The organism is Spirabiliibacterium falconis, from assembly GCF_014885015.1.
GTDB lineage: Bacteria > Pseudomonadota > Gammaproteobacteria > Enterobacterales > Pasteurellaceae > Spirabiliibacterium > Spirabiliibacterium falconis.
The window spans coordinates 11523-26594 of the sequence record NZ_JABMIJ010000013.1 but is presented as its reverse complement, the minus strand read 5'-3'; the positions used below and the strand labels follow the sequence as shown (position 1 = coordinate 26594).

The 15072-nt window shown below is 44.0% G+C and carries 10 protein-coding genes; 5 read left to right on the top strand and 5 right to left on the bottom strand.

Going from position 1 to position 15072, the window contains the following annotated elements; genetic code table 11:
- Position 1 precedes the first annotated feature (1 nt).
- From ilvM to HPC40_RS07735, 4 genes are all read left to right on the top strand, one after another.
- Positions 2 to 229 carry an acetolactate synthase 2 small subunit gene (gene ilvM, locus HPC40_RS07750; RefSeq protein ID WP_208118925.1) on the top strand — a complete coding sequence of 76 codons (228 nt, stop codon included), beginning with the start codon at positions 2 to 4 and terminating at the stop codon, positions 227 to 229.
- Positions 230 to 271: 42 nt separating this feature from the next.
- Positions 272 to 2113 carry a dihydroxy-acid dehydratase gene (gene ilvD / locus HPC40_RS07745; RefSeq protein WP_208118924.1) on the top strand — a complete coding sequence of 614 codons (1842 nt, stop codon included), beginning with the start codon at positions 272 to 274 and terminating at the stop codon, positions 2111 to 2113.
- A 3-nt stretch (positions 2114 to 2116) separates the two neighbouring features.
- The gene (ilvA, locus tag HPC40_RS07740) at positions 2117 to 3646 is read left to right on the top strand and encodes a threonine ammonia-lyase, biosynthetic (protein WP_208118923.1); all 1530 of its coding nucleotides are present in this window, start codon (positions 2117 to 2119) and stop codon (positions 3644 to 3646) included.
- A gap of 202 nt (positions 3647 to 3848) precedes the next feature.
- Positions 3849 to 5816 (top strand): BCCT family transporter, encoded by a 1968-nt coding sequence (locus tag HPC40_RS07735; protein WP_208118963.1) that lies wholly within the window; start codon positions 3849 to 3851, stop codon positions 5814 to 5816.
- Between the two features lie 90 nt (positions 5817 to 5906).
- On the opposite strand, the gene tal is transcribed toward HPC40_RS07735, so the two are convergent.
- Entirely contained in the window at positions 5907 to 6857 is a 951-nt protein-coding gene (gene tal / locus HPC40_RS07730; protein ID WP_208118922.1) for a transaldolase, read from the bottom strand.
- A 188-nt stretch (positions 6858 to 7045) separates the two neighbouring features.
- On the opposite strand from tal, the gene lptD reads away from it, so the two are divergent.
- A complete protein-coding gene (gene lptD, locus HPC40_RS07725) occupies positions 7046 to 9403 on the top strand; it encodes an LPS assembly protein LptD (protein WP_208118921.1) in 2358 nt (785 codons plus the stop codon).
- Between the two features lie 55 nt (positions 9404 to 9458).
- Here lptD and fdhE read toward each other — a convergent pair whose 3' ends face one another.
- The 4 genes from fdhE to fdnG are packed head-to-tail and all read right to left on the bottom strand — an operon-like array spanning position 9459 to position 15030.
- The gene (fdhE, locus tag HPC40_RS07720; protein WP_208118920.1) at positions 9459 to 10382 is read right to left on the bottom strand and encodes a formate dehydrogenase accessory protein FdhE; all 924 of its coding nucleotides are present in this window, start codon (positions 10380 to 10382) and stop codon (positions 9459 to 9461) included.
- The gene (locus HPC40_RS07715) at positions 10348 to 11058 is read right to left on the bottom strand and encodes a formate dehydrogenase subunit gamma (RefSeq protein WP_208118919.1); all 711 of its coding nucleotides are present in this window, start codon (positions 11056 to 11058) and stop codon (positions 10348 to 10350) included. The genes fdhE and HPC40_RS07715 overlap by 35 nt, the downstream gene beginning before the upstream one ends.
- 2 nt (positions 11059 to 11060) lie before the next feature.
- Positions 11061 to 11972, bottom strand: coding sequence for a formate dehydrogenase subunit beta (gene fdxH / locus HPC40_RS07710; protein ID WP_208118918.1), 912 nt, complete (start codon positions 11970 to 11972; stop codon positions 11061 to 11063).
- A gap of 1 nt (position 11973) precedes the next feature.
- Entirely contained in the window at positions 11974 to 15030 is a 3057-nt protein-coding gene (fdnG, locus tag HPC40_RS07705; protein WP_235972361.1) for a formate dehydrogenase-N subunit alpha, read from the bottom strand.
- Positions 15031 to 15072: the final 42 nt, after the last annotated feature.

The window sequence follows — 15072 nt, the reverse complement described above, 5'->3', positions numbered from 1 at the left end:
AATGAGCGAATACCAACTCAGTATTACAGCGGTATGGCGACCTGAAACGCTGGAGCGGATTTTGCGGGTGGTGCGCCATCGTGGATTTCGTGTCAAAGCGATGACGATGCAATTAAACAATAACAAAGTGGAGATGACGTTGACCGTGTCAAGTGACCGCACTTTGCACTTATTAACCAATCAACTGGTAAAATTATTTGGTATTGAACGCGTTATCGAAACAGCGTAAAGTGCGGTTTTACTAATATCAACATGTGGGAAAGGAAAGAGTATGCCAAAACTACGATCAGCGACCAGTACACAGGGGCGCAATATGGCAGGGGCACGCGCACTTTGGCGTGCGACAGGAATGAAAGAAAATGATTTTGGAAAACCAATTATTGCGGTGGTCAATTCATTTACCCAATTTGTGCCTGGACATGTTCATTTGCGCAATTTAGGCGCATTGGTTGCCGAGCAAATTGAAGCCGCAGGTGGTGTGGCGAAAGAATTTAATACCATCGCAGTTGATGACGGCATTGCGATGGGGCATGGCGGCATGCTTTATTCTCTACCCTCACGAGAACTGATTGCCGACAGCGTGGAATATATGGTCAATGCCCATTGCGCCGATGCGATGGTGTGCATTTCTAACTGCGATAAAATCACCCCTGGCATGTTAATGGCGGCATTGCGCTTAAATATTCCGACCATTTTTGTCTCAGGCGGTCCGATGGAAGCGGGCAAGACCAAATTGTCTGATCAGCTCATTAAACTCGATCTGGTTGATGCGATGGTGCAAAGTGCGGATCCTAACGTGAGTGATGCCGATAGTGAGGCGATTGAACGCAGTGCATGCCCAACGTGTGGTTCGTGCTCAGGGATGTTTACTGCAAACTCAATGAATTGCTTAACAGAAGCATTAGGGTTGAGTTTGCCGGGCAATGGTTCGTGCTTGGCTACCCACGCGGATCGGAAAACCCTATTCTTGAAAGCGGGTACGCAGATTGTGGAACTGTGCAAACGCTATTATGCCGAAAATGATGACAGCGTATTGCCACGCAATATTGCAACTAAAGCGGCCTTTGATAATGCGATGAGTTTAGACATCGCCATGGGGGGCTCAACCAACACTGTCTTGCACTTATTGGCCGCCGCACAAGAAGCCGAGGTTGATTTTACGATGCAAGATATTGACCGCCTATCACGCAGTGTGCCGTGTTTGTGCAAGGTCGCCCCTAATACTAACAAATACCATATGGAAGACGTGCACCGTGCAGGTGGCGTGATGGGTATTTTAGGTGAACTTGATCGGGCGAAGTTGCTACATAGCCACACGCGTACGGTATTGGGCTTAAGTTTGCAAGAGCAGCTCGAACAATACGACATCAAACGCACACTTTCACAAGAAGTGCACGATTTTTATCGTGCAGGACCGGCGGGTATTCGCACCACGGAGGCATTTTCTCAAGCGTGTCGTTGGGACAGCGTTGACGACGACCGCACTTTGGGGTGCATCCGTGATAAAGCCCATGCATATAGCCAAGATGGTGGCTTGGCGATGCTTTCTGGTAATTTGGCGGAAAAAGGCTGCATTGTCAAAACCGCAGGCGTGGATGAGAGCATTTTAACGTTTGTGGGCAGAGCGAAAGTGTTTGAAAGCCAAGAAAGTGCGGTTGAAGGCATATTAGGCGGTGCGGTGCAAGCAGGTGATGTGGTGGTGATTCGCTATGAAGGGCCGAAAGGCGGGCCAGGCATGCAAGAAATGTTGTATCCGACCAGTTATTTAAAATCCATGGGGTTGGGCAAAGCCTGTGCACTGCTGACAGACGGTCGTTTTTCAGGCGGTACGTCAGGGCTTTCCATTGGACATGTTTCTCCAGAAGCGGCAAATGGCGGCACCATTGGTTTAGTTCGTGACGGTGATACGATTACCATTGATATTCCAAATCGTAAAATCGAATTGAACGTTGATGAAGCTGAGTTAGCACAGCGCAGAGTGGAACAAGAAAAGTGCGGTTGGAAGCCGAAAAACCGCCAACGCAGCGTGTCTTTAGCACTCAAAGCCTATGCGATGCTGGCAACCAGTGCCGACCAAGGTGCAGTGCGTGATAAGCGTAAATTAGAGGATTAAGCTATGGCTGCAGTGCAACTTTCAGGTAACGATTACCTGCGCACAGTGCTCACCGCTAAAGTCTATGACGTGGTGGAAGTTACCCCTGTGCAAAAAATGGACAAGCTATCTGAGCGTTTTCACAACCAGATCTTTATTAAGCGTGAAGATCGCCAGCCCGTTAATAGTTTCAAAATTCGAGGGGCGTATGCAATGATTGCCTCGCTCAGTGAGGCACAAAAAGCGGCGGGAGTGATTGCTGCTTCGGCGGGCAATCATGCACAGGGCGTGGCACTGTCGGCTAAAAAATTGGGATTGCGTGCCCTGATTGTGATGCCACAAAATACGCCGAGCATTAAAGTTGATGCGGTGCGTGGTTTTGGTGGCGAAGTGTTGCTTTATGGTGCCAATTTTGATGAAGCGAAAGCCAAAGCCATCGAGTTGGCAAATACGCAAAAAATGACGTTTATTCCCCCTTTTGATGCACCAATGGTGATTGCAGGGCAAGGAACATTAGCAATGGAATTATTGCAACAGTTACCACAGATTGATCGTATTTTTGTGCCTGTTGGTGGCGGTGGTTTGGCGGCAGGTGTTGCAGTGTTGATCAAGCAATTAATGCCGCAAATCAAGGTGATTGGCGTGGAATCTAAAGATTCAGCTTGTTTAAAAGCGGCTTTAGCCGCAGGTGAACCTGTTGATTTGGCGCGCGTAGGCTTGTTTGCCGACGGGGTAGCGGTCAAGCGTATTGGTGATGAAACATTTCGCCTTTGTCAGCAATATCTTGATGATGTGATAACCGTCGATAGTGATGAAATTTGTGCTGCGGTGAAAGATATTTTTGAAAATGTGCGTGCAATTGCCGAACCTTCGGGGGCGTTATCACTTGCTGGGTTAAAGAAATACGTTCAACAGCATGCGATTGAAGGCGAAACGCTGGTAAATGTGCTTTCGGGTGCGAATTTGAATTTTCATAGCCTGCGGTATGTGTCAGAGCGTTGCGAAATCGGGGAGAAACAAGAAGTACTGTTAGCCGTGACGATTCCAGAGCAAAAAGGGAGTTTTTTAAAATTTTGCCATATTTTAGGCGATCGTGCGGTTACCGAATTTAATTATCGTTATGCCAATCATCGCAATGCGTGCATTTTTGTTGGGGTACGCGTCAGTGGAGGGGATGAGGAGAAACAAGAAATCATCTCACAATTACGCCTTGCAGGCTACGATGTAAATGATTTAAGTGATGACGATGTCGCAAAAACGCATATTCGCTATATGATTGGTGGGCGCAGTGCAAGCGCAGAGCGTGAAAAATTGTACAGTTTTGTGTTCCCAGAACATAAAGGTGCACTGGTCAAATTCTTGCAATTGCTAGGTACGCAGTGGAATATTTCCCTGTTTCACTATCGCAACCACGGTGCAGATTATGGCGATATTTTATGCGCATTCCAAATGAGCGAGGCCACCGAACAAGTGTTTCAGCATCATCTTGAAGAATTAGGTTATGCGTATCAAGATGTCACCGATCTGGCTTCTTATCAATATTTCTTAACGTAATCTCAGCCTGCGATATGCAGGCTTTGGCCACACTTTTATATTTCACCGCACTTTGCTATTTTGGGCGTGATTTGATTTATTTTTTTAAATAAATTATTATATTTCGTGCTAAAAAAATCCTATTTTCTAACATAATCATCTGATTGTTAATCAAAGGAGTTCTATTTTGTTTTCTGAATTAAGAAAACGGACAACGTTTAGTATGCCCGTTTTCGTACCCAGTTTTATTTTTATTGTCGCCATTGCATTGGCGTGTATTTTCTCGCCTGATGCGATGCAATCCGCACTTGATTCGGCAAAAAATTATGCGTTTATGTATTTTAGCTGGTTTTATATTTTATCCGTCAGTTTCTTTATTTTATTTCTGGCGTTGCTGGCGATGAGTCGCTTGGGGGATATTCGTTTGGGCAGTGATGACGAAGAGCCTGAATATCCATTTATTTCTTGGATAGCAATGTTATTTGCCGCAGGAATGGGCGTGGGCTTGATGTACTTTGGTGTGGCAGAGCCTTTGATGCATTATGTTTCGCCAATTACGGCCGCTCACCCGAAAAAAGATGCACTGCTTTACACCTTCTTCCACTGGGGCATTCATCCTTGGGCTATTTATGGCACGATTGCGTTATCGTTAGCCTATTTTGGTTTCCGTTACCGTATGCCATTGTCGATTCGTTCGGCATTTTATCCTATTTTACGTGATAAAATTCATGGATTTTGGGGGCATTTAATTGATGCCTTAGCCCTTATTGCGACAGTATTCGGGATTATCACAACATTAGGTTATGGTGCTTCGCAGCTGAATGCTGGGCTATCAACTGTGGGAATTTTAAGCGACGCCACTTTGGGAACGAAGGCGGCAATAATCATCACAGTGGTCAGTATTGCGATTATTTCTGCCATTTCAGGTGTGGGGAAAGGGGTTCGCCGCTTAAGTGAAATTAATCTTGGGCTCGCATTGAGCTTAATGATCTTTATTTTAGTGACAGGTTCTTCTATTTATCTTTTGTCCGTATTCTCAGAAAACATTGGTTATTATTTAAGTAATTTGGTGAATATGAGTTTTCGTACATTCAGTTATGATACCGATCACGCTGATTGGTTTACAGGCTGGACGGTACTATATTGGGCGTGGTGGTTCTCATGGGCACCGTTTGTCGGGCTATTTATTGCTCGTATTTCACGGGGGCGCACCATTCGTGAATTTATTTTAGGGGTGTTGATTATTCCATCAACGTTCAATTTGTTATGGTTTACCATCTTCGGTGATAGTGCCATTTTAGAAGACATCACCCACTCGGGTGCATTGAGTGCGTTGACCTCTAGCCCTGAAACATTGTTGTTCTCATTTTTAGATTATTTCCCGTTGCCGACCGTGACCAGCCTTGTGGCACTGTTAATTTTATCCCTCTTTTTTATCACTTCAGCGGATTCTGGGATTTTTGTATTAAATAATATCGCATCCAGTGGCCGCACGACGGATATGCCGCGTTGGCAAAGTGTACTTTGGGGTGTGATTATGATCGTGCTTGCCATTGCGTTACTGAATTCAGGCGGTTTAGGTGCCGTTCAGACGATGACCCTTGTGGTGGCATTGCCATTTGCAGTTATTACGGTTGTGATGTGTTTTAGCCTGCTGCAAGGTTTGCGCGTGGATCAAAATTATTTCAATACACGTTTGGATCAATCCACAGTATTTTGGAGTGGTGAGAAATGGAAAAAACGCTTGGGGCAAATTCTTAAACAAAATCAAGAAGATGATGTTTACAGCTTTATGGATAATACCGTCAAGCCTGCGTTTAACGAGTTGCTTGCAGAATTGGTCAACAAACACCACTTGCAAGCAAGCATTGTGGAAAAAGACGACGAGCAACGCAGTATAGAGTTGCATATCCACAAAGGGGTAATGCGCGATTTCATCTATGGTGTTACCATTGAATCGCGTGATACTGCCAGTGCCATGGTGGAAGATGCTGCCGTGCCGAATGTGAAACACGAGCAAATTTACGCACCTGTGACCTATTTTGGCGACGGACGTATTGGTTATGATATTCAATATATGGCACGCGAAGAGCTGATTGCGGATATTTTAAAACAATATCAACGCTACCTCGTGCTACTTGCCAGTGAAGAAAATGAACTGATGGTGCAAGCCCCATTAGAGCATGAGTAAAACCAAAATAAAAGTGCGGTTAGACCGCACTTTAATAAAATCCCCACTAATCGGTGGGGATTTTTTGTTTGTTGAGGCATTAAAGTGCGGTTAGAGTTTTTCCGCTAACATCGCTTCCAGTTTTTCTTGGTCGATGGCAAATTTACGAATGCCCTCGGCAAGTTTTTCTACCGCCATTGGATCAAGGTTGTGCTCCCAATAGAATTGCGCTTCTGTCATTTTGTCTGGGCGAGCCACAATTTCGCCTTTATACTCAAGTTTGCGCTCAAGTTTCGCGTCAGAGGCTTGTAATTCTTTTAATAATGCAGGGGAAATGGTGAGGCGATCACACCCCGCAAGTTCGGTAATTTCGCCTACATTACGGAAGCTGGCACCCATCACGACGGTTTCATAGCCGTGTTTTTTGTAATAATGGTAAATGTCGGTAACGGAAATAACGCCTGGATCGTCTGCTGGAGCAAATTCTTTTTTCTCGCCGTTTGCTTTGTGCCAGTCAAGAATACGTCCGACGAATGGCGAGATGAGATAAACGCCCGCTTCCGCACAGGCACGAGCTTGTGCTTGTGAGAAAAGCAGTGTGAGATTACAGTTAATGCCTTCTTTTTCTAAGATTTCTGCGGCACGAATACCTTGCCAAGTAGAGGCGATTTTGATCAAAATTCGCTCATTACTGATGCCCGCATCGTTATACAATTTGATTAATCGGCGTGCTTTTTCCACCGTGGCTTGGGTATCATAAGAAAGACGTGCATCTACTTCAGTTGAGATACGTCCTGGTACAATTTTTAAAATCTCTAAACCAATATTGACCGCTAATTTGTCTTCAGCATCGATCAATTGTTGTGCTTTATTTTGGCTTTGGGCTTTGGCATAGGCAATCGCGTCATCAATTAATGGGGCGTATTGCGGGAGAGATGACGCACTTAAAATCAATGATGGATTGGTGGTGGCATCTTGTGGTTGATAGGTTTTAATTGCGTCAATGTCGCCAGTGTCGGCAACAACAACAGTCATTTCGCGTAGTGCTTGTAGTTGTGACATAGTCCTTCCTTCTTTTTGAGTAAAACAGTTGCTTCATTCTAACCTTATCAATTCAAATGTGCCAATAATTTGTCTGATAGGAAAAATGTTTCAATGTATAGATAAGGGGGTAAGAAATATATGCGTTACGGTCTAATTTCTTGTACAATCAACCTAATTTTATTTATTTGATCAACGTGAGTTATGCAATGAAACGCAATCAAGTTACCCTTTTAAGCATTTTAGTGTGTAGTGCATTATATGGCAACCTGGCCTATGCGGATTTGAGGCAGCAATGTCTTTTGGGTGTACCGCACTTTACGGGTGAGACAGTGAAAGGCGATGTGAACACACTGCCTGTTTATATTGAGGCCAATGAGGGGGAAATGCAAAATGCGATGCAGGCAACCTATCGTGGCGATGTGGCCATTCAGCAAGGTAACCGCACTTTGCATTCTCAGCACGCTCAAATCGCAACACACGAAAATGGTGCAAATGTTCAGCGTTATGCCTTTGTGAACGGGGCATTGCGCTATCAAGATGAATTAATTTCCTTGACAGGGCAAGATGCAAAAATTGACTTGAATAGTAAAGATAGCGATATTCGTCATATTGATTATCAATTTGTTGATCGTCAAGGGCGTGGCACAGCGGAAAATGTACAAATGCAAGGGCGTTACCGTACGTTGTATCATGCCAGCTTCACTTCTTGTTTGCCTGATGATAATGCATGGTCAATTGAAGCCAATGAAATCCGCCAAGATTTACAAGAAGATGTGGCGGAGATGTGGGGCGCACGTTTTCGTATTTTAGGTGTGCCCGTGCTTTATACGCCCTATTGGCAATTTCCGCTGGGTGACCGTCGTCGTAGTGGGTTGTTGATGCCTGATTTTGGTTCATCAAGCCGCGATGGGCTGAGTTGGGGGCAACCTGTTTACTGGAATATTGCACCGAATTATGATGCCACCATTGTGCCTAAATATATGAGCAAGCGGGGCATGCAATTATTGGGTGAGTTTCGTTATTTAACACAATTTGGGCAGGGTAAACTTGCTGGCGAATATCTTGCCCACGATCGTCTCAAAGATTATGTCGGTGAAAATAAATCTCGCCACTTATTTTATTGGCAACACGCTGCACAATTTGCTAATGATTGGCGATTGAATGTTGATTACACACATGTGAGTGATAAACGCTATTTCAGTGATTTTGTATCTCAATATGGAAGTAGCACTGACGGCTATGCGACACAACAATTTAAGCTGCGGTACTATCAACCAAATTATAATCTCACTATTTCAGGGCGGCAATTCCAAGTTTTTGATGTGGCGGAAATTGGTCCATATCGTGCGTTGCCACAGGTTGATTTCCACTATTATTCTAACGAGCTCAACCCTTGGGGGATAAATTACGCTGTTTATGCACAAGCAGCCCATTTTGATAACGACAGCAAACGGATGCCAAGTGCATGGCGGTTTCATGTAGAGCCTGAGCTGAATTTACCGTTGAGCAATCAATACGCCAGTTTAAATGTGCAAGGCAAAATTTATGCCACACATTATGTCCAAAAACAAGGCAAAGGCGCAAATGCGTATGAAGTGCAAAGTGCGGTCAGTCGTGTGTTGCCACAATTTAAAGCGGATCTTGAAACAGTACTACTGACCAATCAAACCGTCTTTAAAGGCTATTCGCAAACATTTGAACCGCATGCCCAATATTTGTATCGCCCTTATAAAAATCAAAGCAATATTGGTGCACAAGGCGTTAATTCCAGTTTTCTGGGGTTAGGCTATGACAGTGCATTGTTGCAACAAGATTATTTTTCAATGTTCCGTGATCGTCGTTATAGTGGGCTCGATCGCATTGCATCTGCCAACCAAGTTACATTGGGAGGTACAACGCGCTTTTTTGACAACCAAGCACAAGAACGGTTCAATCTCTCTCTTGGACAAATTTACTACTTGCGTGATTCTAAGGTTGATGAAAGTGCGGTGAACAGCACCAGTGGACATTCATCTTCATCTTGGGCATTAGAATCAAATTGGAAAATTACGCCACATTGGGAATGGCGCGGTAGTTATCAATACGATACTACATTAAGTGAAACGTCTTTGGCGAATATGGCATTAGAATACAATCCATCGGGTAATAATCTCGTGCAGTTGACTTACCGCTATGCGTCCAAAAATTATATCGATCAAAACTTGCTCAATGGCATCAATCGTTACAACCAAGATATTAAACAAATCGGAGCAACGTTTGCATGGGATTTGAGTGATAACTGGGCGGTTGTGGGGCGTTATTATCATGATGTGGCACTAGGCAAACCTGTGGAGCAATATGCAGGCATTCAGTACAACACCTGTTGTTGGAATGTGACGTTCAGTGCTAGACGCTATCTTACCTCAAGTCATTATGCAACGAGCAATAGCGATAAAGAGGTGTTCTACGACAACGCGTTTGGTATCAATTTCCAAATTCAAGGATTAGGTACAAATTATAATAGTGACTTGCGCAAAATGCTAAGCAAGGGAATGTTACCTTACGTTAAACCATTTAGCTTATAAAATAAAAAGTGCGGTTAGGAAACGTAACCGCACTTTATATATTGCCAATAAAAAATTAATCCGCAGGAAAGAGTAGCGGGTTCACAGTGCTTTTTGCATAACCTTTCTGTTCCATTTCATCATCTAAAAACAGGCTGGCTAAATCGTCTGCAATAGCTTCTACGTCAACATCTTTGTCTTGATACATTACTTTTAAATAGCTATGGCAATCGTCACAGCTTTCCGCTTTTACAGCAGCATTTTCTCCGTCAATAGACCAATAATGTAGCGACTTTCCTGATTCACAATTGCTGCATAATGCTCGCACTAAGTGCCACTCGCTTTCACATAAGCCACAGTGAAGATAACGCGCACCTTGTGCTTCTCCAATGTGAATAGTGCTTGCAACTGGCATTGAGCCACAAACAGGACAAGTTTGGCGTTGCTCACCTATTTCGCTGTGTTTACGGCGTGGTAATTGCTGCACGAGCTGTACCCAATAGAGCGATAAAGCAGCCCATAAGAAAAAGGCTTTATCACTTTGTTGGGGTAGGTAGCCTTCACTGAGCAGTTTATCAGCAAGGGCATCTAGCTCTGTATTGGATGCTTTTTCTAACCATTCTATTGTGCCTAAAATGGTGTCATTAGCATCGTTTTTGACGTTTGCCAAAATAGCACGCAATATTGCGATCCATATATCGTTGCGTTTGAATGTGGTGACATCCAGCGGTTTTTGTTGCCAGAGGTGTTCATCATCTGGCAGTGTTGCTAAACGTGCATCTGTGGCTAACGGTTGCTCATTCAAAACGGCTAATTGTGCATCAGCTAATGCGGCACAAAAGCGCAGATAGGCTTGCAATGGACTATTTTCGCTGAGTTGTCGTAGGCGTGCTGCACGTCGTTGATATAAGTTTTTAGGATTAGCAAACAGTAAAGGCGGGGTGTGCATTTCCCCCGCCGCTTGCTTAATCTCGCTCTCTGGCAGAATGCGTGTGCTCATGAGCTACATTTTCCTTAGTTTGTGCTTTGTTACGCTCCATTTCTTCGAGTTTTGGTAGAATTTCGTTACGATACCAACGTGGGTGATGTTTTTTCGCCCAACGTGCGGTAACCCAACCTTCAACCATACTACGGATTGAGCCTTTAACCCAAATTGCCATGTAGATATGTACCATAATACCTAAGATAAGAGCAATAGCACTGACTGCATGCAGAAGTAATGCTACACGGATCACTGGGATTGGGAAATTATGTGCAAAATATGGTCGCCACATAATCACACCAGTGACCAGCAAAATAGCAAGTGCCATAATAAGTGTCCAGAAAAGTAATTTCTGCCCCATATTATAGTGTCCCACATCAGCAACATGATGTTCGTTGCCTTTGAGAACTTCAACTACGTTCAGTAGCCATTGCCAGTCACCTTTTTCAATCAGATTATCTCGCCAATAGTGTTTTGCAAGGATAGAAAATGCGACAATCATCACTAACCCTGTAAAGGGATGCAATACACGGGCAAGTTGTGGTGTCCCGAGAATTTCTGCAATCCAAGCAAAATCTGCAAAGAAAAACGATAAACCTGAAAGTGCGGTCATAAAGAAACACAGCACTAACAACCAATGGCTTAGGCGTTCTTTGAGATTATGGCGGAGAACTTTTGTGTTTAAATCGACCATAATTATTCCCCCTTACCGTGGTCATTATCGTGTGGATCAAGCGGCTTATCTTCATCTTCATACTCAGTATTCGGTCCAAGAGCGATATAGTGAGCAGCCGATGCGAGAGCCAATGCCCCCATTGCCATTCCTGACAACGGTTTCAAAATGCCTTTCCATAAGCTCACCACTGGGCTAATGCTTGGATCTTTTGGCAAGTTAGCATAGAGCTCTGGGCGATCAGCATGGTGTAGTACATACATGACGTGTGTACCACCAACGCCTTCAGGATTATAAATCCCCGCATTTTCATACCCACGGCTTTTTAGATCCGCCACTCGTGTTTCTGCATATTCCAGCATCGCTTGTTTGCTGCCAAAATGGATTGCTCCAGTTGGGCAGGTTTTGGCACATGCAGGTTCTTGTCCGACTTGTACACGGTCTGAACATAAGGTGCATTTATAGGCACGATTATCTTCTTCATTGATTCGTGGTACATTAAATGGACAACCTGAAATACAGTAACCACAGCCGATACATTTATCGGATTGGAAATCAACAATCCCGTTGGCATATTGGATGATTGCGCCAGGGGATGGACAAGCTTTCAAACAGCCAGGATCGGCACAGTGCATACAGCCTTCTTTACGAATTAACCACTCTAGACGACCATTCTCTTCCACTTCATTGAACTTCATCACCGTCCATGATTTGGCAGTCAGGTCAATGGGGTTATCGTAGCTACCGATACATTTGCCTGGAGTATCGCGAATATCGTTCCATTCAGAACACGCCACTTGGCAGGCTTTACAGCCAATACAGGCACTCACGTCAATTAATTTTGCAACTTCAGCCACAAAATCACGCGTGCGTGGTGCAGGCGTTAAGCTAGAGGTGGCGGATGCTTTAATAATATTTTGTGTTTGTACAGCCATATTAAGCCTCCGTCACTTTTTCAATGTTAACCAAGAAGGTTTTAAACTCAGGTGTTTGGGTTGTTGCATCGCCCACTGGCGGGGTTAAGTTATTTGCAAAGAACCCTTTTTTACCTAGTGATGAAAAACCCCAATGGATTGGTACGCCAATGGTGTGAACTGTTTTGCCATCAACGTGTAGCTCTTTGATGCGTTTAGTTACCACAGCAACAGCTTTTATATAACCGCGTTTAGAGTACACTTTGACCGTATCACCATTGTTAATGCCTTTTTCTTTCGCTAATGCTTCACCCATTTCAATAAATTGCTCTGGTTGAGCGATAACGTTTAGCAATACATTTTTTGTCCAGTAGTGGAAATGTTCTGTTAAACGATAGGTGGTGGCAACATAAGGGAATTCTTCAGCATTACCAAAAGAGTCACGATCGTTTGGTAATACACGAGCACATGGGCTTTGCACTACATTTGGATGCAACGGATTGGTACCGATTGGTGTTTCAAATGGTTCATAGTGCTCAGGGAATGGGCCATCAACCATTTTGTTAATAGCAAATAATCGGCCAACTCCTTCAGGTTGCATAATAAACGGCGTTACATTGCTTCCTGGTGGTGCAGTACCGTAGTCAGCCACATCGTTAAAGTTCCAGTTTTTACCGTTCCATTTAACTAATTGGCGTTTAGGATCCCAAGGATTGCCGTTGACATCAGCCGAGGCACGATTATAAATGGTGCGTCGATTCATTGGCCATGCAAAAGCCCAGCCAAGTGTAATGCCTAAACCTGACGGATCGGCATTATCACGACGAGCCATTAGATTGCCATCTTCTGTCCACTGACCTGTATAAATCCAGTTTGCGGCACTGGTTGTACCGTCATCACGCAATAGACCGAAACTTGGTAGCAATTGCCCTTTTTTCAAAATGACATTGCCATTAGCATCTTTAAGATCTTCTAAAGCATAGCCGTTATTTTCTTTTGCCAACTCTTCTGCTGTTGGTTCAAGTGGATTGCGGTAATTCCAGCTATACGCCTTGATTTGTTCAAAGCCAGGGCCGCCTTCTTTTTCATACAGTTCGAGGAAAAGATGACGTAATTCTGATAGAATTTCATTATCCGTTTTGGCCTCTTCTGGCGAATCAGAGCCTTTCCAGTGCCACTGCAACCAACGTCCAGAGTTAGCAATGGAGCCATCTTCTTCGACGAAGCAGGTTGTTGGTAAACGGAAAACCTCGGTTTGAATTTCTTCAGGGTTAACATCATTGTATTCCCCAAAGTTTTGCCAGAAATCTGATGTATCTGTTTTTAACGGATCCATTACCACTAAGAATTTTAGTTTGCTTAACGCCGACCGCACTTTTTCTTTATTTGGGAATGACGCAATCGGGTTGAAACCTTGGCAGAGATAACCATTGACTTTACCTTCATACATCATATCAACAAACATAAATTGGTCGTATGTATTGTCGATTTTTGGTAAGTAATGGAAGCCAAATTCATTTTCAGGCGTTGCGTTGTCGCCAAAGAAAGCTTTAAGCATACTGATATAGAATTTTGGCGTATTTTTCCAGTAATTCACTTGATCAGGACGGGTGTTTTTCGGTGTAATCCGCTCAAGGAATTTTTCTAAACTGGTATCTTTATCCGTTGGCAGAGGCATATAACCTGGCATCATATGTGGGAATAATCCCATATCGGTGATACCTTGTACGTTAGAGTGCCCACGCAACGCATTAATCCCGCCACCAGCAACACCAATGTTACCAAGTAAAAGCTGGATAATTGCCATAGTACGGATGTTTTGTGAACCCACAGAGTGCTGTGTCCAACCTAATGCGTACAAAATAGTGGCATTTTTATCAGGTGCACTGCATTTTGCCAATTCTTTACAGAAATATAAGAAGTCTTTTTGTTTTACACCACAAATACGTTCTACCATTTCAGGGGTATAACGCGACACGTGATCTTTTAATAGATTTAACACGCAGCGTGGATGTTGTAAGGTTTTATCTTGTTTTGCAAAACCTTGTTCATCGAATTGATAGTTCCAAGTGGATTTATCATATTGTCGAGTTGTTTCATCATAGCCTGTAAACAGCCCGTCTTCAAAGCCAAAGGCCTCGTCCACAAGGAAACTTGCGTTGGTGTATTCCCGTACATAATCGTGCTGAATTTTATCGTTTTCAAGTAGATAACGAATAACACCCGACAAGAAAGTAATATCCGTACCAGAACGAATTGGCGAATAAAAATCAGACACTGCAGCAGTCCGATTAAAACGCGGGTCGATCACAAATAGTTTTGTGCCACGACGTTTTTTCGCTTCAATAACCCAGCGGAAACCAACAGGGTGTGCTTCAGCAGCGTTACCGCCCATTACAATGACCATATCTGAATTGGCAATATCACACCAGTGATTTGTCATCGCACCGCGACCAAATGATGGAGCAAGACTTGCTACCGTTGGTCCGTGTCAGATACTCGCTTGGTTGTTAATGGAGATTAGCCCTAAAGAGCGTGCCCATTTTTGGCTTAACAAGCCAGTTTCGTTACTTGCCGCAGATGCCATTAGCATACCCGTGGTTAACCAACGGTTAACGGGGGTGCCTTCAGCATTTGTAGTAATATAGTTAGCATCGCGGTCGTCTTTCATCAAGCGCGCAATGCGTGTTAGTGCATCATGCCAGCTAATGCGTTTCCACTCTTTTGAACCTGGTGCACGGTATTCAGGATAGAGCATACGGCGTTCGCTGTTAACGTAATCCAATGCACCAGCACCTTTTGGACACAGCGCACCACGACTCACTGGATGATCGGGATCCCCTTCAATGTGAATGAGTTTTTCGCGGGCATTCATAGACCCATCGCCCAAACTGTACAGCAGCATACCGCAGCCAACAGCACAGTATGTACAAGTGTTACGGGTTTCACGCGCACGCAAGAGTTTATACTCACGTGGTGCCGCTAATGCGGTTGCTGGTGCAAAACCTAACGCAGCGGCAGTTGTTCCTGCCATGCCACCTGCACAGACTTTAAAGAACTTTCTTCTGCTTAGTTGCATAAGAACTCCTTAATGTTGTGGAATGTAGAGTTAAAGTAATAA

What these genes read in the sequence shown, in the direction of transcription:
- HPC40_RS07715 (WP_208118919.1), bottom strand. Translation starts at nt 11,058, where the DNA reads ATGGTCGATTTAAACACAAAAGTTCTCCGCCATAATCTCAAAGAACGC.
- fdhE (WP_208118920.1), bottom strand. Translation starts at nt 10,382, where the DNA reads ATGAGCACACGCATTCTGCCAGAGAGCGAGATTAAGCAAGCGGCGGGG.
- ilvD (WP_208118924.1), top strand. Translation starts at nt 272, where the DNA reads ATGCCAAAACTACGATCAGCGACCAGTACACAGGGGCGCAATATGGCA.
- ilvM (WP_208118925.1), top strand. Translation starts at nt 2, where the DNA reads ATGAGCGAATACCAACTCAGTATTACAGCGGTATGGCGACCTGAAACG.
- lptD (WP_208118921.1), top strand. Translation starts at nt 7,046, where the DNA reads ATGAAACGCAATCAAGTTACCCTTTTAAGCATTTTAGTGTGTAGTGCA.
- fdxH (WP_208118918.1), bottom strand. Translation starts at nt 11,972, where the DNA reads ATGGCTGTACAAACACAAAATATTATTAAAGCATCCGCCACCTCTAGC.
- HPC40_RS07735 (WP_208118963.1), top strand. Translation starts at nt 3,849, where the DNA reads ATGCCCGTTTTCGTACCCAGTTTTATTTTTATTGTCGCCATTGCATTG.
- ilvA (WP_208118923.1), top strand. Translation starts at nt 2,117, where the DNA reads ATGGCTGCAGTGCAACTTTCAGGTAACGATTACCTGCGCACAGTGCTC.
- tal (WP_208118922.1), bottom strand. Translation starts at nt 6,857, where the DNA reads ATGTCACAACTACAAGCACTACGCGAAATGACTGTTGTTGTTGCCGAC.